Below are 24434 nucleotides of genomic sequence, written 5' to 3'. Positions count from 1 at the left end.
ATGCCTTCCGCCAGTACCAAGGCGGCCGCCACCAGCACGGTCGCCGACACCCGCCTCTCCCCCGGTGCCCCCGGCTACCGCCGTATGAGCTTCGCTCTCTTCGCCGCCGGACTCGCCACCTTCGCTCTTCTCTACTCCACCCAGGCCCTCCTCCCCGCGATCTCCGCGGAGTTCGGCGCCACCGCCTCCGCCGCCTCCTGGACGGTCTCCGCCGCGACCGGCGCCCTCGCCCTCCTCGTCCTCCCGATGAGCGCCCTGTCCGAGCGCTTCGGGCGGCGCGCGCTGATGACCGCCTCCCTCGCCGTCGCGGTCGTCGTCGGGCTGCTCGTGCCGTTCGCCCCGAGCCTGGAGTGGCTGGTCGCCCTGCGCGCCGTCCAGGGCGCGGCGCTCGCCGGTCTGCCGGCCTCGGCGATGGCGTTCCTGGCCGAGGAGGTGCGGCCGAAGGCACTGATCGCCGCGATCGGCCTGTTCGTCGCGGGCAACTCCATCGGCGGCATGAGCGGCCGGATCGTCACCGGCTGGGCGGCCCAGCTGTGGGGCTGGCGCGCCGGTCTTCTCGCGGTCGGTCTGATGGCCGTGGTCTGCGCGGTCGTCTTCCGGCTGATGATCCCCAAGGCCCGGCACTTCACGCCCGGTTCTCTGAACCCCCGCGCACTGGCCCGGACCGTCCGCACCCACCTGTCCGACCCGCTGCTGATGCGTCTGTACGCCATCGGCGCCCTGTTCATGACGGTGTTCGGCGCGGTCTACACCGTGATCGGCTACCGCCTGGTCGAGGCCCCGTTCTCGCTCCCGCAGGGCGTTGTCGGCTCGATCTTCCTGGTGTACCTCGTCGGTACGGTCTCCTCCGCCGCGGCCGGGAAGCTGGTGGCCCGCCTGGGCCGGCGCGGTGCGCTCTACCTGGCCGTCGGCACGACCGCGGCCGGACTGCTGCTGTCGCTCGCCGACACCCTGACCGCCGTCCTGCTCGGCCTTGTCCTGATCACCGCCGGGTTCTTCGCCGGGCACGCGGTCGCCTCCTCCTCGGTGAGCCGTACGGCGACGACCGGCCGCGCCCAGGCGTCGGCGCTCTACCAGTCGGCGTACTACGTCGGCAGCAGCGTGGGCGGCACGCTCGGCGCGATCGCCTTCCACGCCGGCGGCTGGGCCGGCACGGTCCTGCTCGGACTGGTCGCGGTCCTCGGCGTCGTGTCGATCACCCTGTACGGCAGCCACAGCGCGCGCGTGGCGGCGCGGGCCGAGGCCCGCCGCTTCCAGCTCCGTACGGCGGCCTGAATCCGTACGGAGAACGTACAACCGCACCGGCTCTTCGTTCGTCCTATGTCGTAGGACCCTAGGGGGAGTTGGTGATCATGGAAGCCATACGCAAGCGGACCGGGATCGTCCTCGGCATCACCTCGATGGTGGTGCCGCTGACGGTCGCCCTCGGCGCCGCGCCGGCCCAGGCGGCCTCGTCGTGCAACGTGACGACGGGGCCGTACCAGAAGCAGGTGGAGAAGTTCCTCGGCCGGCCGGTGGACGGCCGTCAGTCGCGGGCGGACTGCCTGGCCGTCCAGACGTTCCAGCGCAAGCACGGCATCACCCCCGCGCAGGGGTACGCCGGGCCGCTGACCTGGCGGACGATGAACACGATGCTGGCGCAGAAGGCGGCCGGCACCAACCCGAACAAGGCCGGGTCGTGCCCGACCAACCGGGGCCGGATCGCCTGCGTGGACCTGACCCGCCAGCTGAGCTGGATCCAGGACGGCGCACGGCTGAAGTACGGCCCGGTTCCGGTGCGTACGGGCAAGAACGGCACCGAGACCCGCACCGGCTCCAAGAAGATCTACTGGCGCAGCATCAACCACTGGTCGACGCTCTACCACGTCTCCATGCCGTACGCGCAGTTCTTCGACGGCGGTCAGGCCTTCCACTCCACGACCAAGTCGATGTGGAACCCGCCCGGGTCGGGCGGCTGCGTCAACATGCGCCCGGCGGACGCGAAGAAGTACTGGAGTCTCCTGCGGAACGGCGACGACGTGTTCGTCTACGGGCGCAAGCCGGGAACCTGACCCGCGCTGTCGGTGGGCTGCGGTAACTTCCCCTCATCGGCACCGCGTCGGTGCCGATGAGGGGCGAGTGGGGTGGACCCGATGAGCGATCTGACGACGACCGGCGATCTGGACGCGCAGCTGGAGAAGTACCGCACCGAGCTGACCGGCTACTGCTACCGGATGCTCGGTTCGGCGTTCGAGGCCGAGGACGCCGTCCAGGACACGATGGTCCGCGCCTGGCGGTCCATCGACTCCTTCGAGGGGCGCTCGTCGCTGCGCTCCTGGCTGTACCGCATCGCGACCAACGTCTGCCTGGACTCGCTCAACGCGGGCAACAGGCGGGCCAGACCGATGGACCTGACGGCCGCCACCCCCGTCGCCCAGGCCCAGTTGAACGCCCGGCCGGAGATCACCTGGCTGGAGCCGGTGCCCGATGGGCGGGTGCTGCCGTCGGTGGCCGACCCGGCGGAGACGGCGGTGTCCCGCGAGACCGTGCGGCTGGCGTTCGTGGCCGCGCTGCAGCACCTGCCGCCCAAGCAGCGGGCGGTGCTGATCCTGCGCGAGGTGCTCGCCTGGAAGGCGAGCGAGGTGGCCGAACTGCTTTCGACCACGGTCGCGTCGGTCAACAGCGCGCTCCAGCGGGCGCGTGCCACGCTCGCCGAGCAGGGACCGGCCGCCTCGGACCCGGCGAACCCGCTGGACGAGGAGCAGAAGGAGCTCCTCGAGCGCTATGTCGCCGCCTTCGAGGGGTACGACATGAAGGCGCTGACCGCGCTCCTCCACGAGGACGCGACGATGTCCATGCCGCCGTACGACCTGTGGCTGCGCGGTCACGACGACATCGTGGGCTGGATGCTGGGCGTCGGCGAGGTCTGCGCGGGCTCCAAGCTGGTCCCGACCGTGGCCAACGGCGCCCCGGCGTTCGCGCAGTACCACCCGGCCCCGGAGGGCGGGTACAGCCCGTGGGCGCTGATCGTCCTCGACATCCGCGAGGGCAAGGTCGCCGGGATGGACTTCTTCCTGGACACCAAGCGGTGGTTCCCGCTGTTCGACATGCCGGAGCGGCTGGAGGCGTAGCCGTAGGGGCGCGTCATACGACGTCGGCGAGTCCCACGAGCTCCAGAAGGGTCCGCAGGTCGGCTCGGGTGCCACGGAAGGTGAGCCGGTGCCCGAGCCGCCCGGCGGTGAGCCGCAGCCGGGCCAGGGCGTCCACGGCGGCGAGATCGGCGCGCGCCAGCCCGCCGACGTCGCAGATCACGTCGGTGGGCGCGGCGCCTTCGAGCAGCGCGCACAGCCGCGCCACCTCCTCGGGGGTGGCCCGTGCGGCAAGGGTCAGTACGAGCGGTCGACTGGTGTCCACACCAAGGAGACCTGCGCCGGGTCCGGAACTCATCGGAGCACCTGGGCTGGGGGCCCTTGGGGCGGGGGACGCTGGCTAGCCGATGGGGAAGGTGCTGGTGTCGAGGGTCAGGTCGAAGGGGGCGGGGATGTGGATCTCCTCGCCGAACTGCCCGACCGCCAAGACCCGGTACATGCCGCTCCTCGGCTCACCGTAGAGCGTTGCGGTGGGGCGACCCACGTGCCAGCGGTCCAACAACAGGTAGAACGGCACACCGGCGGTTGCGTAACCCTGAAGCTTCTCCACACGGTCGTGGTTCGCGTTCCACCGCGCCGTGACCTCGACCACGAGCTGCGCCTCGCCCCCCGGCACGTGTCCCTGCGCGTCCCGGGGTGCTGTTTTCGGAATGACAACGAGGTCCGGAACGTACAGGCCCCGGCGCTCAGGAACAGTGACGCTGACGGAGTGGTAGATGCCCCAGTCTCGGGGAATCACGGCGTAGAGCACTCGCTGCACCTCGTCGACAGTGTCGCTGTGCTCCCACGTTGGCGTCGGCGCCACGGTGATGATCCCCTCGATGATCTCCACCGTCCAGCCCTCGGGTACGCCCGTCCCCTCCCGGATCCGGACGAGCTCGTCCCAGACCGGTCCACTGCTGGGCCCCGGCTCGACGGCGAGTGCGCTCATGGTGTGCTCCTCAATCGGTCGTCACCGATCCCAGCATGCCGAACGGGACCGGTGGAGGTCCACCGGTCCCGTTCACCTGAACGTGTCAATGACATATGCCTCAGGCGATGCGGTCCAGGACGATCGGGTTCGGGGTGAACGCCGTGCCCGCCGGCGCGATGTCCCAGGCGGCGTCCAGGGACTTCAGCGCGTACTCGAACTTCTCCGGGGTGTCCGTGTGCAGGGTGAGCAGCGGCTGGCCCGCCGTCACCGTGTCGCCGGGCTTCGCGTGGAGTTCGACGCCGGCGCCCGCCTGGACCGGGTCCTCCTTGCGGGCGCGGCCGGCGCCGAGGCGCCAGGCGGCGATGCCGATGTCGTAGGCGTCGAGGCGGGTGAGGACGCCCGAGGACGGGGCCGTGACGACGTGCTGCTCGCGGGCGACCGGGAGGGTGGCGTCCGGGTCGCCGCCCTGGGCGGCGATCATGCGGCGCCAGACGTCCATCGCGGAGCCGTCCGCGAGCGCCTTCGCCGGGTCCGCGTCCTTGATGCCGGCCGCGTCGAGCATCTCCCGGGCGAGGGCAAGCGTCAGCTCGACGACGTCGGCCGGGCCGCCGCCCGCCAGGACCTCGACCGACTCGCGGACCTCCAGGGCGTTGCCCGCGGTCAGGCCGAGCGGGGTCGACATGTCGGTGAGCAGGGCGACGGTCTTCACGCCGCTGTCGGTGCCGAGTCCGACCATGGTGGAGGCGAGTTCGCGCGCGTCCTCGATGTTCTTCATGAACGCGCCGGTGCCGACCTTCACGTCCAGGACCAGCGAGCCCGTGCCCTCGGCGATCTTCTTCGACATGATCGAGCTGGCGATCAGCGGAATGGCCTCGACGGTGCCCGTGACGTCCCGGAGGGCGTACAGCTTCTTGTCGGCGGGGGCCAGTCCGTCGCCGGCCGCGCAGATCACGGCGCCGGTCGTGTCCAGGACGTTCAGCATCTCCTCGTTGGAGAGCAGGGCGCGCCAGCCCGGGATCGACTCCAGCTTGTCCAGCGTGCCACCGGTGTGGCCGAGGCCCCGGCCGGACAGCTGCGGTACGGCCGCGCCGCAGGCGGCCACGAGCGGCGCGAGTGGAAGCGTGATCTTGTCGCCGACGCCGCCGGTCGAGTGCTTGTCGGCCGTGGGGCGCGAGAGGGACGAGAAGTCCATGCGCTCGCCGCTGGCGATCATCGCGGCCGTCCAGCGGGCGATCTCGCCGCGGTTCATGCCGTTGAGCAGGATGGCCATGGCGAGGGCGGACATCTGCTCGTCGGCGACCTCGCCGCGGGTGTACGCGTCGATGACCCAGTCGATCTGCTCGGGGCTCAGCTCGCCCTTGTCCCGCTTGGTCCGGATGACGGAGATGACGTCCATGTGGTGCCTCTTTCTACGCGCATAGAGGGGAAAAGGGAGAGCGGCCCTTCCCATCGTGCCGGAAGGGCCGCTCCGAGGTGTTACGGGGCGAGGTGGTCCGGGCCGAAGGCCTGCGGAAGCATCTCCGCGAGCGTCACCCGCCCGGCCGGGGTCTCCAGGACGAGTTCGGCGCCGCCGAACTCGTACAGCAGCTGGCGGCACCGGCCGCAGGGCACCAGCGGCTCGCCGCGGCCGTCGACGCACACGAAGTGGGTCAGCCGGCCGCCTCCGGTCGCCTGGAGCTGGGAGACGAGCCCGCACTCGGCGCACAGGCCGATGCCGTACGAGGCGTTCTCCACGTTGCAGCCGGAGACCACCCGCCCGTCGTCGACGAGCGCGGCGGCGCCGACCGGGAAGCGGGAGTACGGGGCGTACGCGTGGGACATGGCCTCGCGCGCCGCCGTACGCAGGGCCTCCCAGTCGGCCTCCGAGACGCCGGGCGTCACTTGCCCTGGCCCTTGCGGTACCGCATGCCGTCCGCCTTGGGCATCCGCAGCCGCTGCGCGGAGAGCGAGAGCACCAGCAGGGTGACGACGTACGGCGTGGCGCTGACGAACTCGGTCGGGACCGTGTCCGTACCGAGGTACCAGATCAGCACGCCGACGGCGATGACGGCGCTGATCGCGGCCGTGATCCAGCGCTTCTTGTACGCCTTCCAGGCCGCCAGGATCACGAGGATCGCGAAGAGCAGCAGGAGCAGCGCGTGCACGGACTGGCCGCCGCTGCGCAGCTGGAGCGCGTCGGCGAAGCCGAAGAGGCCCGCGCCCATGGCGAGTCCGCCGGGCCGCCAGTTGCCGAAGATCATGGCGGCGAGGCCGATGTAGCCGCGGCCGCCGGTCTGGCCCTCGTTGTAGATGTGCGAGGTGACGAGCGACAGGAACGCGCCGCCGAGTCCGGCGAGTCCGCCGGAGACGATCACGGCGATGTACTTGTACTTGTAGACGTTGACGCCGAGGGACTCGGCGGCGATCGGGTTCTCGCCGCAGGAGCGCAGGCGCAGGCCGAACGAGGTCTTCCAGAGCACGAAGTACGAGCCGATCACGAGCAGCACGGCGAGGACCGTCACCAGCGAGAGGTTGGTGACCAGGCCGCCGAGGATGCCGGCGATGTCCGAGACCAGGAACCAGTGGTGCCTCTCGACGTCGGCCAGCCAGTCGGAGACCCCCGGCACGGTGATCGAGGTGATGTCCTCGGCCGGCGGGGACTGCTTGGGGCTGCCGCCCTTGGCCGCGGCCTCGCCGGAGTTGAACCACAGCTTGGCGAAGTAGGTGGTGACACCGAGCGCCAGGATGTTGATCGCGATGCCGGAGATGATGTGGTCGACGCCGAAGGTGACGGTGGCGACCGCGTGCAGCAGACCGCCGAGCATGCCGCCCACGATGCCGGCGAGGACGCCGAGCCAGGGGTCGGTCTGCCAGCCGGCCCAGGCACCGAAGAAGGTGCCGAGGATCATCATGCCTTCGAGGCCGATGTTGACCACGCCCGCGCGTTCGGCCCACAGACCGCCGAGACCGGCGAGGCCGATCGGCACGGCGAGGGAGAGCGCGGCGCTGATCTGGCCCGCGGAGGTGAGGTCCTGCGCGCCGGTGATGGCGCGGACGGCGGAGAGGGCGACGAGCCCGCCCGCCACGATCAGCAGGATCACCGGGAGGGAGAGGCGGCGGGTGCGGCCGCCCTTGCCGCCGGCCACCTTGGGGGCCGCGGGCGGCGGGGTGGAAGTCGCCGTGGCGCTCACGCCGACACCTCCGTCTTGTCGTGGGTACGGGCCTGGGCGGCGAGCTTCTCGCCGACCTGGCGCTGCTGACGCTTGAGGCCGTAGCGGCGGACGACTTCGTAGGCGATGACGACGCAGAGGACGATGACGCCCTGCATGACGCCGACGATCTCCTTGTCGTACTCCTCGAACTCGAGCTTCTGCGAGCCTCGCTCGAGGAAGCCCCAGAGGATCGCGCCGAGGGCGATGCCCACCGGGTGGTTGCGGCCGAGCAGCGCGATGGCGATACCGGTGAAGCCGATGCCGACGGGGAAGCCTCCGCCGTACTCGTACGACTCGTTGAGCAGGGTCGGCATGCCGATCAGACCGGCCATGGCGCCGGAGATCAGCATGGAGGTCACGACCATCTTCTTCACGTTGACGCCGCTGGCCGCGGCGGCCGTCTCGGACTGGCCGACCGTGCGCAGGTCGAAGCCGAAGCGGGTGCGGGAGAGGACGTACCAGTACGCGACACCCGCGAGGACCGCGATGACGACGAACCCGGCGATCGGGGTCGGCATGGTCGGGAACTCGAAGAAGTGCGAGGACTCCGGGAGCGGGTTCGTGGCGACCTCGGTGCCGGCCTCGTCCAGGTGGCCGAGACGGCCGGGCTGGAGGAGGTAGCCGATGATCGCCGTCGCGATGAAGTTCAGCATGATCGTGGAGACGACCTCGCTGACACCGCGGGTGGTCTTGAGGACACCGGCGATGCCCGCCCACATGGCGCCGACGATCATCGCGGTGATGATGATCAGCGGGATCTGCACGATGCCGGGCAGCGTCAGGGCGCCGCCGACGGCGGCGGCGAAGAACGCGGCGAGGCGGTACTGCCCGTCGACGCCGATGTTGAACAGGTTCATACGGAAGCCGATGGCCACCGCGAGACCCGCCAGGTAGTACGTCGTCGCCTTGTTGATGATGTAGACCTGGCTGTCCGACTTCACGCCGTAGTCGAACATGATGCCGAAGGCGCTGAACGGCTCCTTGCCGGTGGCGGCAAGCACCAGGGCGGTGATCAGGAAGGCGGCGACGACCGCGAGGAGCGGTGCCGCGATGCCCAGGAGCAGCCGCTCCTTGTCGATCTTCTTCATCGGGCCTCGTCCTCCGGGCCGTCGGTGCGCTCGGGGCCCGCGGGGCCCTCGGCGCTCTGTTCGTGCTCAAGGTGGCCGGTGGCGGCACCGGTCATGGCCGAGCCCAGCTCCTCCGGCGTGATCGTGGCCGGGTCGGCGTCGGCGACCAGCCGGCCGCGGTACATCACGCGCAGGGTGTCGGAGAGGCCGATGAGCTCGTCCAGGTCGGCCGAGATCAGCAGCACCGCCAGTCCCTCGCGGCGGGCCTCGCGGATCTGGTCCCAGATCTGCGCCTGCGCGCCGACGTCCACGCCCCGGGTGGGGTGCGCGGCGATCAGCAGCTTGGGGGCGTGGCTCATCTCGCGGCCGACGATCAGCTTCTGCTGGTTGCCGCCGGAGAGCGAGGCCGCGGTGACGTCGATCCCGGGGGTGCGGACGTCGTACTCGCGGACGATCCGCTCGGTGTCCCGGCGGGCCGCCTTCAGATCGAGGACGGCGCCCTTGGAGTTGGGCTTCTCGGTGACGTGACCGAGGATGCGGTTCTCCCAGAGGGGGGCCTCCAGGAGCAGGCCGTGCCGGTGGCGGTCCTCGGGGATGCAGCCGATGCCGTCCTCGCGCCGCTTGCGGGTCGGCGCGGTGGAGATGTCGGTGCCGTCCAGGGTCAGCACACCGCGGTCGGGGTGGCGCATGCCCATGATCGCGTCGACGAGCTCGGACTGGCCGTTGCCCTCGACACCTGCGATGCCCAGGACCTCGCCCTTGTGGATGGTGAAGGTGATGCCGTCGAGCACCGCGCGGACCACGCCGTCGGGGTCGACGGCGCTGAGCGACAGGTCCTCGACCGTCAGCATCGGGACGTCCGTCACCGTCGACTCGCGGGTCTCCGGGGAGGGCAGCTCCGTACCGACCATCAGTTCGGCGAGCTGCTTGGGCGTGGTGGAGGCCGGGTCGGCGGTGCCGACCGTCGTGCCGCGCCGGATGACGGTGATGTCGTCCGCGACCGACAGGACCTCGCCCAGCTTGTGCGAGATGAAGATGACGGTCAGGCCCTCTGCCTTGAGCTCGCGCAGGTTGGCGAAGAGCGCGTCGACCTCCTGCGGGACCAGGACCGCGGTCGGCTCGTCGAGGATCAGCGTGCGGGCGCCGCGGTAGAGGACCTTGAGGATCTCCACGCGCTGGCGGTCGGCCACGCCCAGGTCCTCCACGAGGACGTCGGGGCGGATGCCGAGGCCGTACGCGTCCGAGATCTCCTTGATCTTGGCGCGGGCCTTGTCGCCGATGCCGTGGAGCTTCTCGGAACCGAGGACGACGTTCTCGAGGACGGTGAGGTTGTCCGCGAGCATGAAGTGCTGGTGCACCATGCCGACACCGCGGGCGATGGCGTCACCGGGGTTGTTGAACGACACCTGCTCGCCGTCGATCGCGATGGTGCCCTCGTCCGGCTTCTGCATGCCGTAGAGGATCTTCATCAGGGTCGACTTGCCCGCTCCGTTCTCGCCCACGAGGGCGTGCACGGTGCCGCGGCGCACGGTGATGTCGATGTCGTGGTTGGCCACGACTCCGGGGAAACGCTTGGTGATGCCGCGGAGTTCTACGGCGTGGGGACTACTGGAGCTGGAGGCTTTGATGGCGCACTCTCCTAGGCAGGGAGCGTGAGGAGGATGAGGCAGGACGCAGGCGCTGTCGGTGGCGAAAAATACCGTGCGGGCCGGGAGCTACGCGCGTAGCGTTCGCGAAATTGTTCAACTGCCGGTGGGCATACGTGTGAAGGGGGCCCGGAGTGTCGGCCGAAGCCGCTCTCCGGGCCCCCCTCCGACGAACGTCAGAGGGTCGTGGCGACCTTGATCTGACCGTCGACGATCTTCTTCTTGGCCTCGTCCAGCTTGGCCTGGATGTCCTTGAGGTGGTCACCCGTGGTGGTCAGGGAGACGCCGTTCTCGGCCAGCGAGTAGGGCTGGGTACCGGTCAGCGGCTTGCCGTCCTTGACGGACTTGATCAGGTCGAAGACGCCGGTGTCGACGTTCTTGACGACCGAGGTCATGATCGAGCCGGAGTACTTGGACAGGGCCGGGTCCTTGGCCTGGTCCGAGTCCACGCCGATCGCCCAGGTGCCCGGCTTGGCGGCGACGGCCTCGATGGCGCCGGCGCCCGAGCCGCCCGCGGCGGCGAAGATGACGTCGATGCCCTTGTCGAGCATGCCCTTGGCCGCGGCCTTGCCCTTGTCCGGGGCGCCGAAGCCGGAGAGGTCCGTACCGGTGGACAGGTACTGGATCTGGACGCTGGCGCTCGGCTTGGTGTCCTTGACGCCCTGCTGGAAGCCGGCGGCGAACTTCTTGATCAGCGGGAGGTCGACACCGCCGATGAAGCCGATCTTGCCGTCCTTGGACTTCAGCGCGGCGGCGACACCGGCGAGGTAGGAGCCCTGCTCCTCGGTGAAGACGATCGAGGAGACGTTCTTCTTGTCCGAGACCGAGTCGATCAGACCGAAGGTGGTGTTCGGGAACTTGGCGGCCACCTTGTCGATCGCGTCCTTGTACGCGAAGCCGACACCGATGACCGGGTTGAAGCCGCCCTCGGCCAGCGAGGCGAGGCGCTGCTCACGGTCGGCCGGCGTCTCGCCGTTCTTGGCCGTGAGCTCCTTGGTCTCGACGCCGAGGTCGGCCTTGGCCTTGTCCAGGCCGCGCGCGGCGGAGTCGTTGAAGGAGTTGTCGCCACGGCCGCCGACGTCGTAGGCCATGCCGACCTTGATGGTGCCCTTGTCGGAGCCCGTGGCCTCGGTGGAGGACTCCCCGCAGGCGGTGGCAGTGAGAGCGAGAGCCGCGGTGACAGCACACGCGGCGGTGATCTTGGATACGCGGCGCACGAGGAGGGTCCCTTCGAGACTGACCGAAAGCGCCTCTTGCGGCGCTGGCTTTTCGGCGATCGTAACGCGCGTAGATGTCAGTTAAAGACCCGTTCACGAGTCGTTACCGGATCGACGCCCACGAGTCGTACCAGACCGTCACGCAGGCGTGTTGGGGCACCGTGCGGGCCAACCGGGTGAGGGGTGCGCGGCCGGGCGGACCGGCCCGGACGGGCCGGCCGGGGGTTGGCCGGATTACGTCCGAGCCGGGGGCGTCAGAGTCGCGGGGCCGGGGGCGTCAGGGCCGCGGGGGCCGCGTCCAGGAGGGCCGCCGCCGTGAAGAGCTCCACGCCGACCTGGATGGCGCGTTCGTCCACGTCGAAATCGCCGGAGTGCAGGTCACGGTGGGTCGGGTCGCCGGGAACGCGGACGCCGAGGCGGGCCATCGCGCCCGGGACGTGCTCCAGGTACCACGAGAAGTCCTCGCCGCCGAGGCTCTGCTCGGTGTCCTCGATCGCATACGGTCCGCGGCGTGCGGCCATCGCGTCGTGGAGGAGGTCGGCCACGACCGGGTCGTTGACGACCGGCGGGACGCCGCGGACGTAGTTGATCGTCGACTTGGCGCGGTGGAGGGTGGCGATCTCGTCGACCGCCGCGTGCACCAGGTCGGGCGCCTCGCGCCAGGTGCGCAGGTCGAGGCAGCGGATGGTGCCGGACAGCTCGGCGTGCTGCGGGATGACGTTGCAGGCGTGGCCGGACGCGATCCGGCCCCAGGTGACCGAGAGTCCGGCGCGGGCGTCCACGCGGCGGGCCAGCACGGCGGGCACGTCGATGGCGATGCGGGCGGCGGCGGTGACCAGGTCCGTGGTCAGGTGCGGGCGGGCGGTGTGGCCGCCGGCGCCGTCGAGGGTGACTTCAAGCCGGTCGCAGGCGGAGGTGATGGCTCCGTGGCGCAGTCCGATCTTGCCCGCGTCGACCTTCGGGTCGCAGTGCACGGCGATGATCCGGCCGACCCCGTCCAGGACGCCCGCGGCGACGGCGTCGGCGGCGCCGCCGGGCAGCACCTCCTCGGCGGGCTGGAAGATCAGCCGCACCGCGTTCGGCAGCAGGCCCTGCCGGTCCAGGTCGGCGAGGACGAGCCCGGCGCCCAGGACCGTGGTGGTGTGGACGTCGTGCCCGCAGGCGTGCGCGCGGTTGGGAACGGTCGAGCGGTACGCGACGGTCTTGACGTCCGGGATGGGCAGCGCGTCGAGGTCGGCGCGGATCGCCAGCATGGGGCGTACCCCGTCCCAGGTGCCGATGTCGCACACGAGCCCGGTGCCCGCCGCGAGGACCTTCGGCGCGAGGCCGGCCGCCTCCAGGCGGGCCTTCAGGGCAGCGGTGGTACGGAACTCCTGGTTGCCGAGCTCGGGGTGCATGTGCAGGTCGCGGCGGAAGTCGATCAGTTCTGCGCGCAGCGAGTCGGACAGCGTTCCGGGCAGAGCGAGGGAGTCGGGCTCACGGGACTTCAACTGGTTCACCTTTTGAAGGGTAGGCCCCCGAAGAGATCAACTGCCCGTTGATCAGAAAAAGTTCAGTCCGATAGGGGAAAGAAACCCGTTTGACGAGGCGTGACGGCCATCCCTTGTGGGTAAGCTCACCCGAATTCGAGCCGTTCGACGGCCGGGGCGGCGCGGGTGGTGAGCCGGTCGACCTCGTGGGCCGCGGTGCCGGCGACTCCCGCGAGGAAGCCCTGCGCCCGGGGGGACACGTTCTCCCTCAGCCATTCGGGGGCGATCTCGCAGACGGCGACCTTGACCCCGGTGCCCTCCAGGGCCAGCGGCAGGGTGTGCACGACGGTGGACGGGAAGCTGACCACCGTACGCCCGATCGGGCCGCGCCGGGCGATCACCTCCAGCGGCAGCTCGGGGCGGACGATCTCCAGACCGGTCTCCACCGCGATCCGGTGCAGTTTCTCGGTGGACTCGCGGCGGTGGGCGAAGTAGCGGGTCGCTCCGTGGGTGCGGGCGAGATCGGCGACGGCCTTCGTGTACCGGTCGGCGTCGACCACGCCCGTCTCGACGAGCGAGGTCCCGACGAGGTCGGCGCCCCGGGTGAGGCGGGGCGGGCCGAAGCGGGCGCGGGTCCAGGCGAAGGTGTGCGGGGTGACGGTGGTGCCGGGGGGCGGCTGGACCGGCAGCGAGGTGAAGATCTCGACGGTGCGGCGGCGGGTGGGGGCGAGGCGGCGGCGGGCGAGCGCGGAGACGGGGGCGAGGACGAGCTCGCGCGGACCGCGGCTGCCGCGCCGGTGCCACCGCACCAGGCGCTCGCCCCGGGCCAGCTGCGAGGCGAACTCCATCGTGGCGGTGCCGTCGTCGACGACGGTCAGCCGCCGGGGCCCGAACAGGGTGAGCAGCAGCTGTACGTAACGGGAGAACGGGTCCCCGACGATCACCCGGTCCGCGGCGCGCAGCAGCGGCGCCAGTTCGCGCAGCGTACGGACGAGCGCGCCCCGGCCGCCGCGGGCCTCCTGCCAGCGGACGTGGAACCCCTCGTCGCGGGCCAGCTGGGCCATCCGGCGCAACTGGCCGCGCGACATGGGGTCGGTCGGCGAGAGCACGACGATCGTGAGACCGGCGGTGGGACCGGCCGCCGCTCCCCCGGTCGCCCCGGATTCCCCGGCTCCCGAGCCGGCGGCCGGCCCCTCAGCTGGGGCCGGGGCCGCCCGGCGGTGGCGCTGGGCCGGGAGGCCGGGAAGGCCGGTGCCCGGCTGGGGGCCGGCGGGGCCCGCGAGCGGGGCCGTCGCCGGGTCCTGGGCCCGGGCCGTCGCCGGGGCGCAGGTGCGGGCGTGGGACCACTCCAGGACGTTCAGGAGCTGGACCGGGCTCTCGACGAACGCCAGCTGGCCGGTCATGCGGCGACGAGCCCCTGGACCCGGCGGAGCTTCTTCATGGGGCCGAGCTCCGACTCGTACACCTTCTTGACGCCGTCGCCGAGCGCGGTCTCGATGGTGCGGATGTCGCGGACCAGGCGCTGCAGGCCCTGCGGCTCGACGGACGCGGCCTGGTCGGAGCCCCACATCGCGCGGTCCAGCGTGATGTGGCGCTCGACGAACGTGGCGCCGAGCGCGACGGCGGCCAGCGTGGTCTGGAGGCCGGTCTCGTGGCCGGAGTAGCCGATCGGGACGTTCGGGTACTCCTCCTTGAGCGTGTCGATCACCCGGAGGTTGAGCTCCTCCGCCTTGGCCGGGTACGTCGAGGTGGCGTGGCAGAGCAGGATGTTGTCGCTGCCGAGGACCTCGACCGCGTGGCGGATCTGCTTCGGGGTGGACATGCCGGTCGAGAGGATCACCGTACGGCCGGTAGCTCGCAGGGCGCGGAGCAGTTCGTCGTCCGTGAGGGAGGCGGAGGCGACCTTGTGGGCCGGGACGTCGAACTTCTCCAGGAAGGCGACGGCCTCGGTGTCCCACGGCGAGGCGAACCAGTCGATCCCGCGCTTCCTGCAGTGCTCGTCGATGGCGCGGTACTCGTCCTCGCCGAACTCCACGCGGTGGCGGTAGTCGATGTACGTCATCCGGCCCCAGGGGGTGTCGCGCTCGATGTCCCACTGGTCGCGCGGGGTGCAGATCTCGGGCGTGCGCTTCTGGAACTTCACGGCGTCGCAGCCCGCGTCGGCGGCCGCGTCGATGAGCGCGAAGGCGTTGTTCAGGTCGCCGTTGTGGTTGATGCCGATCTCACCCGTGATGTAGACGGGGTGGCCGGGGCCGGCGGTCTTGCTGCCGAAGGTACGGATGCGGGGGTTGGCGCTGGCGCTGGTGCTGGTGCTCATGGTTCGTGTGTTCCTTACGCGTCGGGGGTGTGGAGCTCGGGTCCGAGGAGCCAGGCGGCGATCTCCCGGATGGCTCCGGAGCCACCGGGGGTGACGGTGACCGCACGGGCGGCGGCCCGTACGGAGTCGTGGGCGCTGCTCACCGCGACGGGCCAGCCGACGAGGTGGAAGCAGGGCAGGTCGTTGACGTCGTTGCCGGCGTAGAGCACGCGCTGGGGGTCGATCCCCTGCTCCTCGCACCACTGCTTGAGGGCGAGGTCCTTGCGGTCGATGCCGTGCAGGACGGGGATCTTGAGCTTGCGGGCACGGGCGGCGACGACGGGGTTCTGTTCGGTGGAGAGGATCAGGAGCGGCAGGCCGGCGCGGCGCAGGGCGGCGATGCCGAGGCCGTCGCCGCGGTGGACGGAGACGAACTCGCGTCCCTCGCCGTCGATGTGGACGCGGTCGTCGGTCTGCGTGCCGTCGAAGTCGAGGACGACCGCGTCGACGTCGTCGATCCGGGGGGTGGTGGGGGTGTCGAGGAGGGGGGCGAGCGCGCGGGCGCGGGCGAGGTCGTGCGGATCGTCGATCTCCAGGACCCGGGAGGGGTCGGTGACGACGAGCGCGGTGCGGCCGAAGAAGCGGTGGCGGTGGGTACGGAAGCCCTCGGCGTCCATGGCGTAGACGGCGCCGGTCTCCAGGTACTCGGGCTCGCGGTCCTGGCGGCGGGGGCGGTGCGCCTTGTCGTGGTTGACGCCGTGGGCACCGGACGCGGGGCCACCGGCGTCGATGCCGGTTTCGGTGCCGGTGCCGACCGTGCCTTCGCTGGACGCGGGGCCGGTGACTGTGCCGGTGTCGCCATCGTTGTCGGTGCCGACCGTTTCGCCGGTGGGCGCCCGGCCCTCGCGCCAGAGGAAGCCGTGGGTCGGGGACACCGTCAGCGCCGTGTCGGCCGTGCCCGATGTGATCCGGTCGGCCGCCTCGCTCACCTCCTCCGGGGTGAGGAAGGGGCTCGTGCACTGGACGAGGAGGACCACGTCGGCGCGGCGCCCCCGGGTGGCCTCGAAGGCGTCCATCGCGTGGAGCACCGCCGACTCGCTGGTCGCCGTGTCGCCCGCGAGCGACGCCGGGCGGTGGATCGCCTCCGCGCCGGCCGCGCGGGCCTCCGTCGCGATCGCCGCGTCGTCCGTGGAGACGACGACGTCGGTGACCGCACGGGCGCGGAGGCAGGCGCGGACCGCGCGGGAGACCAGCGGGACGCCCGCCACCGGGGCGAGGTTCTTGGCGGGGACGCCCTTGGAGCCGCCCCTCGCGGGGATCACGGCCAGCACGGTGGGGGTCGGCATCAGAGTTCTCCAAGGCGGCGGATGACGGGGGCCACGCGCTGGACGCCGTGGCGGTACGCGCCCCGCGCCGCCTCCCGGACCACACGGCGCAGCCCGCTGTCGCGGGGCTCCGGGGCGGTCGCGTCGAGGCGGTGGCGGGCGAGGATGCCGGGGAGGTAGCCGGGGGCCGTCTCCGCCGTGTAGTAGGGCGCGATCGGGGGCAGTGCGGGCCGGGCCAGCAGCTCGCGGACGCGCGCCCGCGCCGCGTCGAAGGAGGACGCGTACGACCCGCCCCCGGCGGCGACGCCCTGCCGCGCCAGCCACTCCTCGTCCGGCACCGGCCGTACGTCCGCGTCCAGGCGGTCGAAGGAGGTCAGCAGGCCCGAGCCGATGAAGTGGTGGTTGCCGAGCACCTCGCGGACGCCCAGGTCGGTGAGGACCGCCGTGGGGATGCGCCGGTGCAGCGCTTCGAGCGCCGCGGTCGAGGAGACGGTGACCAGCAGGTCGGTACGGTCGAGCACCTCGCCCATGTGCCCGTACACGAGACGGAAGTTGGGCGGTACGGCGAGCTCGCGCACCAGCCTCTGGTACGGGAGTTCCTCCAGGTGCGTCGTGTGTTCGCCGGGCTTGGAGCGGAGCTTGAGGAGGACCTCGCGCTCCGGGTGGGCCCGGGCGTACCCGACGAGCCTGCGCAGCAGGTAGGTGCGTTCGGCGCGGGTGGCCGGAACGGACGGCTGGGCCGCGAAGACGAGCGTGTCGCGGCCCGCCTCGGGGGCGTAGGGCGCCCCGCCCAGGAAGGGCAGCGCGGCCTCCACGACCGAGGAGGCGTCGGCGCCCACTCCCTCGTACACCGCGCGGAAACGCTCCGCGTCGTGCCGGGAGTTGGCGAGGACGACGTCCGCGCCGTGGCGCAGCAGGAGCCCGTCGGCGAGCTTCTCGTAGACGACTCCGACATAGCCGGTGACGATCACCGGCCGCCGCGGGAGGGAGAGTTCGGCCAGGCCCTGCAGTACGGCGCGCACGGTGCCGCCGACGAGGGCGAGGACGACGACGTCGTACCCCTCGTCGCGGGCCGCCGCATCCCGTACCGCGCGCAGGAACTCCGCACCCGTCACCTCGCGCGGCGGCGTCGTGGACACCCCCGTCTCGGCGAGCTGGCGCGCGGTGGGGGTGGCCCGGCCGCGCAGGAGGAAGCCGGTGGGTTCGACGGCCTCGGCCGTGATTCTGCGCGCGGTGAGCGCGCCCCATTTCCACCGGGTGTCGGAGTCGGCGAGTACGGCGACGCGTACCGCTTCATTGGTACTTGCTGGCACGTCGAGGACGTTAGAGAGGCATTCCGGTTCCCGGCCCAACTGGGCCACAACAAACGGTGAACAGCGCCACTACGCCTTCTGAAAACGCCCGGGAAGGGCGTGTCGGAGAAGGGCGGGAGGTGTTTCGCTCAAGGTGGTTAAGGGCCCCGCCGCTTCATGTTCACCCGGCATCTCTCTACCGGTCAGGACGAATGCCGGGGCGGCGCATAGCGTCGGCCGCGTGGTCAAGCTCTCCGTCGTCGTGCCGTTCTACAACGTGCAGACATACGCCCCGGACACCCTCAGAAGCCTGCGCGCCAACGCCCGCGAGGACTTCGAGTTCCTTCTCGTCGACGACTGCTCGACGGACGGGACCGCGGAGCTCCTCGAACGGGCCGTCCGCGAGATCCCGGGTGCCGTCCTGATCCGGCACGCGCGCAACGAGGGCCTCGCCACGGCGCGCAACACCGGCCTGGACGCGGCTCGCGGGCGCTATCTCGCCTTCCTCGACGGGGACGACTGGCTCGCGCCCGGCCACTACGGCCGGCTCGTCGCGGCCATAGAGGAGTTGGGCTGCGACTTCCTGCGCACCGACCACGTCCGGGTGACCGGGCGGACCCGTTCGGTGCGCCGGTCGCCGGTCGGGCGGCGGGGCGAGGTGCTGCGGCCCCGGGACGTGATCCTGCCCGCCGGCCGGACCACCTCGGTGGACTACCCGTACGCCTGGGCCGGGCTCTACGACCGGCGGCTCCTCGACCGCGGGCTGCTGCGCTTCACGCCCGGGCTGCGGACGGCGGAGGACCGGCCGTGGATCTGGAAGCTGCACCGGGAGGCGGATTCCTTCGCGGCGGTGAGCACGCTGGGAATCTTCTACCGGCGCGGAGTCTCCACATCGCTCACACAGATCGGCGATATCCGCCAGCTGGATTTCATTCGCGCTTTCGATCAGGTGATCGACGAAACCGCGAATGATCACGACGCCGACCGCCTTCTCCCTAAGGCGGTACGGACCTACTGCGCGCTCATTTCGCATCACGTCGGAAACATGGAGCGGTACGAGCCGATGGTGGCGAGGAAATTGCGTGCGATGAGCGCGGCCGCGCTGCGGCGCATGCCGCAGGACCTGCTCGGCGAGGCGCTCGGGTCGATGGACGAGCAGCGGGCGGCCGTGCTGCGCAAGCTGCGCCGAAGCCGGGTGGGCACGAGCGCCCTCCCCCGCGCCCGCAGCACGGAGGCCGCCGCATGAGCACCACCGAGACCACCCGGGCCGTCGGCACCACGCAGATCTTCTACGCCTCCACGCTGTACGGCGCCGCCACGCTGGCCGCCGCCCTGGACAGCGGCTGCTTCGGGCCGGCCGACCGGCGGCTGCTGCTGGTCGCGAACAACGCGGCGGTACCGGAGACGACGCCCTCCCTGGACGAGATGCCCGGCTTCGAGAGGCTGCGCGGCCGGTTCGACGCCGTCCTGTCCTGGAACGAGGCGATCTCCCCGCTCCACCCGGCCGGCTGGACCCCGCGAGCGGACGACCTGCCGCTCCTGGAGCGCCATCTGCGGCTGCTGTGGGGGCTCGGCGACGACCGGCTGGAGATCGCGGTGGAGTCCGTGCAGGTGACGCCCGCGCTGACGGTCGCCCGGCTGTTCCCGGACGCGGCGCTCGACGTGTACGCGGACGGGCTGATGAGCTACGGCCCCACCCGCAACAAGATCGATCCGCTCGTCGGGCAGCGGGTGCGCCGGCTGCTCCACCTCGACCTGGTGCCCGGCCTGGAACCCTTGCTGCTCGGGGAGTTCGGGCCGGTGGCGACGGTGGTGCCGACGGAGGCGTTCACCAAGGTGGTCGACGAGCTCGCGGACGACGCCGCCACCGCCGGGGACGGGCAAGGCCCCGCGCTGCTGCTCGGCCAGTATCTGGCGGCGCTGGACCTCCTCACCCCCGCCGAGGAGGAGGAGCTGCACGTACGGATGGTCCGCGGCGCGATCGCGCGCGGGCACCGGCGGCTCGTCTTCAAACCGCACCCGACGGCGCCGGACGCCTGGACGAGGAGCCTGGCCCTGGAGGCGGAGCGGCTCGGGGCCGAACTGGCCGTCCTGGACCGGCCCGTGCTCGCCGAGGTGCTGTACCGGGAGCTGCGCCCGGCGCTGGTGGTCGGCTGCTTCTCGACGGCGTTGATGACGGCGCGCGCCTTCTACGGGGTCCCCGTCGCCCGGGTCGGCACCGAGACGCTCCTGACCCGGCTCACCCCGTACCAGAACAGCAACCGTGTGCCGGTCACCCTCGTCGACGCGCTCGTCCCCGCTCTGGAGGAGGACGCGGCCGGCGCCGTGGCGGACGCACCGGATCCCGAGGAGCTGGCCGGTCTGGTCGCGGCGGTCGGGTTCGCGATGCAGCCGAAGATCCGCCCGGATCTGCGGGAGGCCGCCGTACGGCACCTCTCCGGCCCGCTCGCCGCACGCACCCGGCACCACTTCACCCGCCGCCGTCTCACCGTCCTCGGCCTCCCGGGCGGCCTCCCGGTCCCCCGCCACCCCGGGGTCCGCCGGCTCGCGCGCCGTGCGCTGAAGCTGAAGCGGGCGCTGATCCGGTAGACGGCGGGCGCTGATCCGGTAGTCGGCATGGAGACGGTGCGCGGGGCCCGCCCGGGGCCCGCGCACCGCACCTTTCTACGCCCGGCTGACCGGTTCCTGGAGCTCCGTCACCCACTGGGAGCGGTCGTCCGGGCACTCCAGATACAGCTCGCGGGCGTACCCCTCCGACCGGTAGCCGTGGGTGTCGATCCAGGTGGCGAGGGTCTGGGCGGTGGGCAGGATGTCGTCCATCGAGCCCCGGTGGACGACCGTCGCCGCCTCCTCGAAGCCGGGCAGGACGACCACGTCGACGCCCTCGGCCGCCCGGACCCCCTCGGGCAGGATCATCCCGGCGTGCACGACGACCGAGCCGTCGCCCCGGCCCGCGTCCTCGTAGTACGCGACCGCGGGGCCGTAGCCGCCGACCCCCGCCGCGTCCAGCCGGGCGCACACCTCGTCGTACAGCGGGTCGATCACCGGGGAGATCTCCTCGGTGCCGAAGCTCGCGGCGAGGCCGCTCAGCTCGGCCAGGCGTACCGCGGGCACCTTCTTGATCACGACGTCCTGGGTGGGCATATGTCCCTCGCTCTCGATGGCCCGGAGCCTCGCGCCGACCTGTGCCAGCCGTCCCGCCGCCTCCGCCAGGGCCGTCTCCAGCTCGGCCTGGCGCAGCCGCAGCATCCCGCGCAGCTCCTCCGCGCCGATCCGCTCGTCGAGGATCGACCCCACCTGGTCGAGGGTGAAGCCGAGCTCCTTGAGCGCGATGACACGGTTGAGCCGGGCGAGCTGTTCCGCCTCGTAGAAGCGGTAACCGCTGCGCGGGTCGACATGGGCCGGGCGCAGCAGTCCGATGGCGTCGTAGTGGCGCAGCATGCGGACCGACACGCGCCCGTGCCGGGCGAAGTCTCCGATGGTGAACATGACGCCCCCTACGGAACGGCCTCAAACGGTGTCAGGGTCAAGCCAGCGAGAGCTTCGCGGCGAAGCCGAGGAAGAGGGCTCCGGCGGCCGTGGTGGCCCCCGCCGCGAGCCGCCGGCTGCTGCGGAACGCCGCCGCGAGCCGTGTCCCGCCGAATATCAGCATCGTGAGGTAGAGGAAGCTGCCGAGCTGCAGCAGCGTGCCGAGGACCAGGAAGGACAGGGCCGGGTAGGCGTAGCCGGGGTCCACGAACTGCACGAAGAACGAGATCAGGAAGAGGATCGCCTTCGGGTTGAACAGGCTGATGATCAGCGCGCGGCGGTACGGGTTCTCCCCCGCGGCGACCTCGTCCGGCGCCGGCTCACCGGCGGGCGTCTCGCCCCGGGAGCGCCACATGGACCAGGCGGCCCGCAGCATGCCGTACGCCATCCAGGCCAGATAGCCCGCGCCCGCGTACTTCACGATCATGAAGAGCAGGGGGGTGGTCTGGAGCAGCGAGGCCGCGCCGAGCGCGGCCAGGGTCATCAGGACGGCGTCGCCGGTGAAGACGCCGGCGGCGGCCTTGTATCCGGTCCGGGTGCCCTTGCGGGCGGCGACGGACAGCACGTACAGCGAGTTCGGTCCCGGCAGAAGGATGATGAGGACGAGCCCGGCGAGATAGGTCGGAAGATCGGTGACACCCAGCATGAAGCGGAGTGTCGCACGCGGGTACGACACTCCGCCCTGTTGTTTCGTATCGCGGAAATCAGAACGCGTCGGTCGGGACGTAGGTGCCCCAGACCTCGCGCAGCGCGTTGCAGACCTCGCCGACGGTGGCGCGCGCCCTGAGGGCGTCCTTCATCGGGTAGAGCACGTTGTCCGTGCCCTCGGCCGCCTTCTTCAGCTCCGCGAGCGCCGCGTCGACGGCCGCCTGGTCCCGCTCGGCACGCAGCTTGGCGAGCCGCTCGGCCTGCTGGGCCTCGATCGCCGGGTCCACCCGCAGCGGCTCGTACGGCTCCTCGACGTCGATCGTGTAGCGGTTGACGCCGACGACGACCCGCTCACCGCTGTCGGTCTGCTGCGCGATGCGGTAGGCGGACCGCTCGATCTCGTTCTTCTGGAAGCCGCGTTCGATCGCGTTGACCGCGCCGCCCAGCTCCTCGACCTTCTCCATCAGCGCGAGCGCCGCGGCCTCCACGTCGTCGGTCATCTTCTCGACGACGTACGAACCGGCGAAGGGGTCGACGGTGGCGGTGACGTCCGTCTCGTAGGCGAGGACCTGCTGCGTCCGCAGCGCCAGCCGGGCGCTCTTGTCCGTCGGCAGGGCGATCGCCTCGTCGAAGGAGTTGGTGTGCAGCGACTGCGTGCCGCCGAGGACGGCCGCGAGGCCCTGGACGGCGACGCGCACCAGGTTGACCTCGGGCTGCTGGGCGGTGAGCTGCACACCCGCGGTCTGGGTGTGGAAGCGGAGCATCAGCGACTTGGGGTTCTTCGCCCCGAACTCCTCCTTCATCACCCGCGCCCAGATCCGGCGGGCGGCCCGGAACTTCGCGACCTCTTCGAGGATGGTGGTGCGTGCCACGAAGAAGAAGGAGAGCCGGGGCGCGAAGTCGTCCACGTCCATGCCGGCGGCGACGGCCGTACGGACGTACTCGATGCCGTCGGCGAGGGTGAACGCGATCTCCTGCGCGGGCGAGGCACCGGCCTCGGCCATGTGGTAGCCGGAGATCGAGATGGTGTTCCACTTCGGGATCTCGGCCTTGCAGTACTTGAAGATGTCCGCGATCAGCCGCAGCGACGGCTTGGGCGGGAAGATGTACGTGCCGCGGGCGATGTACTCCTTGAGCACGTCGTTCTGGATCGTGCCGGTCAGCTGGTCGGCCGGGACGCCCTGCTCCTCGCCCACGAGTTGGTAGAGCAGCAGCAGGAGGGAGGCGGGGGCGTTGATGGTCATCGAGGTGGAGACCTTGTCCAGCGGAATCCCGCCGAACAGCACGCGCATGTCGTCGATCGAGTCGATGGCCACACCGACCTTGCCGACCTCGCCCGAGGAGATCGCCGCGTCGGAGTCGTGGCCCATCTGGGTCGGCAGGTCGAAGGCGACGGACAGGCCCATCGTGCCGTTGGCGATCAGCTGCTTGTAGCGGGCGTTGGACTCCACCGCGGTGCCGAAGCCCGCGTACTGCCGCATGGTCCAGGGACGGCCGGTGTACATCGACGGGTACACGCCGCGCGTGAAGGGGTACGAGCCCGGCTCGCCCAGCTTCTCGGCGGGATCCCACCCGTCCAGGGCGTCCGGTCCGTAGACCGGCTCAATGGGCAGTCCCGACTCCGACTCGCGCGCCATCTGTTGTGCCTCCCGATAGACCTACTGAGTGGTACCGACCCTCGCGACGGACTGTAGCGGCGGCCGTGCGGCCGGTGGAGGGCCGCACGCTGGGACCTTCCTCACAGCATGCTCCGTACTTCATGCTCCGCACTTCGGCCGGGTGCGCAACCAACGGGGCACGGGGAGCATCCCTACGTACACACACTCGTTCGGGGGGCTCCGATGCAGCGTTCGTCCGTCATACGAAGAGCACTACTGGCCGCGGCGGCCGTGGCACTGGCCACGGGCTGTACGGCGCAGGCGGCCGGTACGGGAGGGACGGCGTCGAGGCCGTCCTCCTCCTCTCCGTCCGCTTCCGCCGCGGCTCCCGCGCCCACTGCCTCGTCCCCGTCGGCCTCGGCGACGGCGGACGGCAAGCCGTCGTCCTCGTCGACACCGGACAAGCCGGCGGGCAAGGTCCTGATGGACGACGGCGACGAGAGCGCGCAGGTGCGCGAGCTGCAGGCGCGGCTGCGCCAGGTCGGGTACTTCGACCGGGCGCCCACCGGGTTCTACGGCACGATGACGGCGGGGGCGGTGAAGGGCTTCCAGAAGAAGCGGGAGCTGCCCCGGACCGGCTCCGTGGACGAGACCACCTGGCAGCGGCTGCTCGCGATGACCCGCGAGCCGACGGCGGACGAGCTGAAGCCGTCCACGACGAACAAGCTGGACAAGCCGGACGCGCGCTGTATGACGGGCCGGGTGCTGTGCATCAGCAAGGAGAGCCGGACGCTGGCCTGGATGATCGACGGCAAGGTCGTGTCGTCGATGGACGTGCGCTTCGGCTCGGAGAACACCCCCACCCGCGAGGGAACGTTCAGCGTCGGCTGGAAGGCCAAGGACTGGAAGTCGACGATCTACCACACGCCGATGCCGTACGCGATGTTCTTCAGCGGCGGTCAGGCCGTGCACTACTCGTCGGACTTCGCGGCCCGCGGCTACAACGGGGGCTCGCACGGCTGTGTCAACGTCCGTGACCGGGGGAAGATCGCGACGCTCTTCGACCAGGTGAAGGTCGGCGACAAGGTCGTCGTCCACTGGTGAGCGGCCGATGGC

The 24434-nt window shown here is 71.2% G+C and carries 22 protein-coding genes; 6 read left to right on the top strand and 16 right to left on the bottom strand.

Annotated elements, in window-relative coordinates; translation table 11 throughout:
- From ACIRB4_RS03035 to ACIRB4_RS03025, 3 genes are all read left to right on the top strand, one after another.
- Window positions 1-1275: an MFS transporter gene (locus ACIRB4_RS03035; protein WP_403288064.1), complete on the top strand. Its 1275-nt coding sequence runs from the start codon at window positions 1-3 to the stop codon at window positions 1273-1275.
- A 77-nt stretch (window positions 1276-1352) separates the two neighbouring features.
- Complete coding sequence (locus tag ACIRB4_RS03030; protein WP_403288063.1) at window positions 1353-2051, top strand: L,D-transpeptidase family protein; 699 nt, start codon at window positions 1353-1355, stop codon at window positions 2049-2051.
- Between the two features lie 81 nt (window positions 2052-2132).
- Window positions 2133-3110 carry a sigma-70 family RNA polymerase sigma factor gene (locus ACIRB4_RS03025; protein ID WP_403288062.1) on the top strand — a complete coding sequence of 326 codons (978 nt, stop codon included), beginning with the start codon at window positions 2133-2135 and terminating at the stop codon, window positions 3108-3110.
- 13 nt (window positions 3111-3123) lie between these two features.
- Here the strand turns inward: ACIRB4_RS03025 and ACIRB4_RS03020 are convergent, their stop codons facing one another.
- The 13 genes from ACIRB4_RS03020 to ACIRB4_RS02960 all read right to left on the bottom strand — a co-directional run bounded on the left by ACIRB4_RS03020 (window position 3124) and on the right by ACIRB4_RS02960 (window position 17565).
- Window positions 3124-3393: an STAS domain-containing protein gene (locus ACIRB4_RS03020; protein ID WP_403288060.1), complete on the bottom strand. Its 270-nt coding sequence runs from the start codon at window positions 3391-3393 to the stop codon at window positions 3124-3126.
- A 75-nt stretch (window positions 3394-3468) separates the two neighbouring features.
- On the bottom strand, window positions 3469-4059 hold the full coding sequence (locus ACIRB4_RS03015) for a Uma2 family endonuclease (protein WP_403288059.1): 591 nt from the start codon (window positions 4057-4059) through the stop codon (window positions 3469-3471).
- Window positions 4060-4159: 100 nt separating this feature from the next.
- Window positions 4160-5437: a thymidine phosphorylase gene (locus tag ACIRB4_RS03010; RefSeq protein ID WP_403288058.1), complete on the bottom strand. Its 1278-nt coding sequence runs from the start codon at window positions 5435-5437 to the stop codon at window positions 4160-4162.
- Window positions 5438-5517: 80 nt separating this feature from the next.
- Window positions 5518-5922: a cytidine deaminase gene (locus ACIRB4_RS03005; RefSeq protein ID WP_403288057.1), complete on the bottom strand. Its 405-nt coding sequence runs from the start codon at window positions 5920-5922 to the stop codon at window positions 5518-5520.
- Window positions 5919-7211 carry an ABC transporter permease gene (locus ACIRB4_RS03000; protein WP_403288056.1) on the bottom strand — a complete coding sequence of 431 codons (1293 nt, stop codon included), beginning with the start codon at window positions 7209-7211 and terminating at the stop codon, window positions 5919-5921. The genes ACIRB4_RS03005 and ACIRB4_RS03000 overlap by 4 nt, the downstream gene beginning before the upstream one ends.
- Window positions 7208-8320 (bottom strand): ABC transporter permease, encoded by a 1113-nt coding sequence (locus tag ACIRB4_RS02995; RefSeq protein ID WP_403288054.1) that lies wholly within the window; start codon window positions 8318-8320, stop codon window positions 7208-7210. Before ACIRB4_RS02995 ends, ACIRB4_RS03000 begins: the two co-directional genes overlap by 4 nt.
- On the bottom strand, window positions 8317-9927 hold the full coding sequence (locus tag ACIRB4_RS02990; RefSeq protein ID WP_403288655.1) for an ABC transporter ATP-binding protein: 1611 nt from the start codon (window positions 9925-9927) through the stop codon (window positions 8317-8319). The genes ACIRB4_RS02995 and ACIRB4_RS02990 overlap by 4 nt, the downstream gene beginning before the upstream one ends.
- 194 nt (window positions 9928-10121) lie before the next feature.
- Window positions 10122-11162, bottom strand: a complete 1041-nt coding sequence (locus ACIRB4_RS02985; protein WP_403288053.1) for a BMP family protein — start codon at window positions 11160-11162, stop codon at window positions 10122-10124.
- Between the two features lie 254 nt (window positions 11163-11416).
- The gene (locus ACIRB4_RS02980; RefSeq protein ID WP_403288052.1) at window positions 11417-12661 is read right to left on the bottom strand and encodes an amidohydrolase; all 1245 of its coding nucleotides are present in this window, start codon (window positions 12659-12661) and stop codon (window positions 11417-11419) included.
- Window positions 12662-12777: 116 nt separating this feature from the next.
- Window positions 12778-14034, bottom strand: coding sequence for a hypothetical protein (locus ACIRB4_RS02975; RefSeq protein ID WP_403288051.1), 1257 nt, complete (start codon window positions 14032-14034; stop codon window positions 12778-12780).
- On the bottom strand, window positions 14031-14948 hold the full coding sequence (locus ACIRB4_RS02970) for an N-acetylneuraminate synthase family protein (protein WP_403288049.1): 918 nt from the start codon (window positions 14946-14948) through the stop codon (window positions 14031-14033). Before ACIRB4_RS02970 ends, ACIRB4_RS02975 begins: the two co-directional genes overlap by 4 nt.
- A gap of 14 nt (window positions 14949-14962) precedes the next feature.
- Window positions 14963-16273 (bottom strand): cytidylyltransferase domain-containing protein, encoded by a 1311-nt coding sequence (locus tag ACIRB4_RS02965; RefSeq protein WP_403288048.1) that lies wholly within the window; start codon window positions 16271-16273, stop codon window positions 14963-14965.
- Window positions 16273-17565: a DUF6716 putative glycosyltransferase gene (locus ACIRB4_RS02960; protein WP_403288047.1), complete on the bottom strand. Its 1293-nt coding sequence runs from the start codon at window positions 17563-17565 to the stop codon at window positions 16273-16275. The genes ACIRB4_RS02965 and ACIRB4_RS02960 overlap by 1 nt, the downstream gene beginning before the upstream one ends.
- A 220-nt stretch (window positions 17566-17785) precedes the next feature.
- Here ACIRB4_RS02960 and ACIRB4_RS02955 point away from each other — a divergent pair, with 220 nt between their 5' ends.
- Both ACIRB4_RS02955 and ACIRB4_RS02950 read left to right on the top strand, forming a co-directional pair.
- Window positions 17786-18790 (top strand): glycosyltransferase family 2 protein, encoded by a 1005-nt coding sequence (locus tag ACIRB4_RS02955; RefSeq protein ID WP_403288046.1) that lies wholly within the window; start codon window positions 17786-17788, stop codon window positions 18788-18790.
- Window positions 18787-20133, top strand: a complete 1347-nt coding sequence (locus ACIRB4_RS02950; protein WP_403288045.1) for an alpha-2,8-polysialyltransferase family protein — start codon at window positions 18787-18789, stop codon at window positions 20131-20133. The genes ACIRB4_RS02955 and ACIRB4_RS02950 overlap by 4 nt, the downstream gene beginning before the upstream one ends.
- A 75-nt stretch (window positions 20134-20208) precedes the next feature.
- On the opposite strand, the gene ACIRB4_RS02945 is transcribed toward ACIRB4_RS02950, so the two are convergent.
- From ACIRB4_RS02945 to ACIRB4_RS02935, 3 genes are read right to left on the bottom strand one after another with little or no spacing between them, the layout of a single operon-like run.
- Window positions 20209-21033 (bottom strand): MerR family transcriptional regulator, encoded by an 825-nt coding sequence (locus ACIRB4_RS02945; protein WP_403288044.1) that lies wholly within the window; start codon window positions 21031-21033, stop codon window positions 20209-20211.
- Between the two features lie 37 nt (window positions 21034-21070).
- Window positions 21071-21718, bottom strand: a complete 648-nt coding sequence (gene leuE, locus ACIRB4_RS02940) for a leucine efflux protein LeuE (protein WP_403288043.1) — start codon at window positions 21716-21718, stop codon at window positions 21071-21073.
- A 58-nt stretch (window positions 21719-21776) separates the two neighbouring features.
- The gene (locus tag ACIRB4_RS02935) at window positions 21777-23357 is read right to left on the bottom strand and encodes a methylmalonyl-CoA mutase (RefSeq protein ID WP_403288042.1); all 1581 of its coding nucleotides are present in this window, start codon (window positions 23355-23357) and stop codon (window positions 21777-21779) included.
- 204 nt (window positions 23358-23561) lie between these two features.
- On the opposite strand from ACIRB4_RS02935, the gene ACIRB4_RS02930 reads away from it, so the two are divergent.
- Window positions 23562-24422, top strand: a complete 861-nt coding sequence (locus ACIRB4_RS02930; protein WP_403288041.1) for a L,D-transpeptidase family protein — start codon at window positions 23562-23564, stop codon at window positions 24420-24422.
- Window positions 24423-24434 lie beyond the last annotated feature (12 nt).

Source organism: Streptomyces sp. NPDC093600, from assembly GCF_044764755.1.
Lineage (GTDB): Bacteria > Actinomycetota > Actinomycetes > Streptomycetales > Streptomycetaceae > Streptomyces.
The sequence above is the reverse complement of the archived record's forward strand: the minus strand, read 5'-3'. Positions and strand labels throughout refer to the sequence as shown.

Excerpts from the sequence above, each read along its gene's own strand:
- ACIRB4_RS02945 (WP_403288044.1), bottom strand. The coding sequence starts at position 21,033 with ATGTTCACCATCGGAGACTTCGCCCGGCACGGGCGCGTGTCGGTCCGC.
- ACIRB4_RS03030 (WP_403288063.1), top strand. The coding sequence starts at position 1,353 with ATGGAAGCCATACGCAAGCGGACCGGGATCGTCCTCGGCATCACCTCG.
- ACIRB4_RS02930 (WP_403288041.1), top strand. The coding sequence starts at position 23,562 with ATGCAGCGTTCGTCCGTCATACGAAGAGCACTACTGGCCGCGGCGGCC.
- ACIRB4_RS02950 (WP_403288045.1), top strand. The coding sequence starts at position 18,787 with ATGAGCACCACCGAGACCACCCGGGCCGTCGGCACCACGCAGATCTTC.
- ACIRB4_RS02975 (WP_403288051.1), bottom strand. The coding sequence starts at position 14,034 with ATGACCGGCCAGCTGGCGTTCGTCGAGAGCCCGGTCCAGCTCCTGAAC.
- ACIRB4_RS03025 (WP_403288062.1), top strand. The coding sequence starts at position 2,133 with ATGAGCGATCTGACGACGACCGGCGATCTGGACGCGCAGCTGGAGAAG.
- ACIRB4_RS02995 (WP_403288054.1), bottom strand. The coding sequence starts at position 8,320 with ATGAAGAAGATCGACAAGGAGCGGCTGCTCCTGGGCATCGCGGCACCG.
- ACIRB4_RS02935 (WP_403288042.1), bottom strand. The coding sequence starts at position 23,357 with ATGGCGCGCGAGTCGGAGTCGGGACTGCCCATTGAGCCGGTCTACGGA.
- ACIRB4_RS02970 (WP_403288049.1), bottom strand. The coding sequence starts at position 14,948 with ATGAGCACCAGCACCAGCGCCAGCGCCAACCCCCGCATCCGTACCTTC.
- ACIRB4_RS03035 (WP_403288064.1), top strand. The coding sequence starts at position 1 with ATGCCTTCCGCCAGTACCAAGGCGGCCGCCACCAGCACGGTCGCCGAC.
- leuE (WP_403288043.1), bottom strand. The coding sequence starts at position 21,718 with ATGCTGGGTGTCACCGATCTTCCGACCTATCTCGCCGGGCTCGTCCTC.
- ACIRB4_RS02965 (WP_403288048.1), bottom strand. The coding sequence starts at position 16,273 with ATGCCGACCCCCACCGTGCTGGCCGTGATCCCCGCGAGGGGCGGCTCC.
- ACIRB4_RS03010 (WP_403288058.1), bottom strand. The coding sequence starts at position 5,437 with ATGGACGTCATCTCCGTCATCCGGACCAAGCGGGACAAGGGCGAGCTG.
- ACIRB4_RS03015 (WP_403288059.1), bottom strand. The coding sequence starts at position 4,059 with ATGAGCGCACTCGCCGTCGAGCCGGGGCCCAGCAGTGGACCGGTCTGG.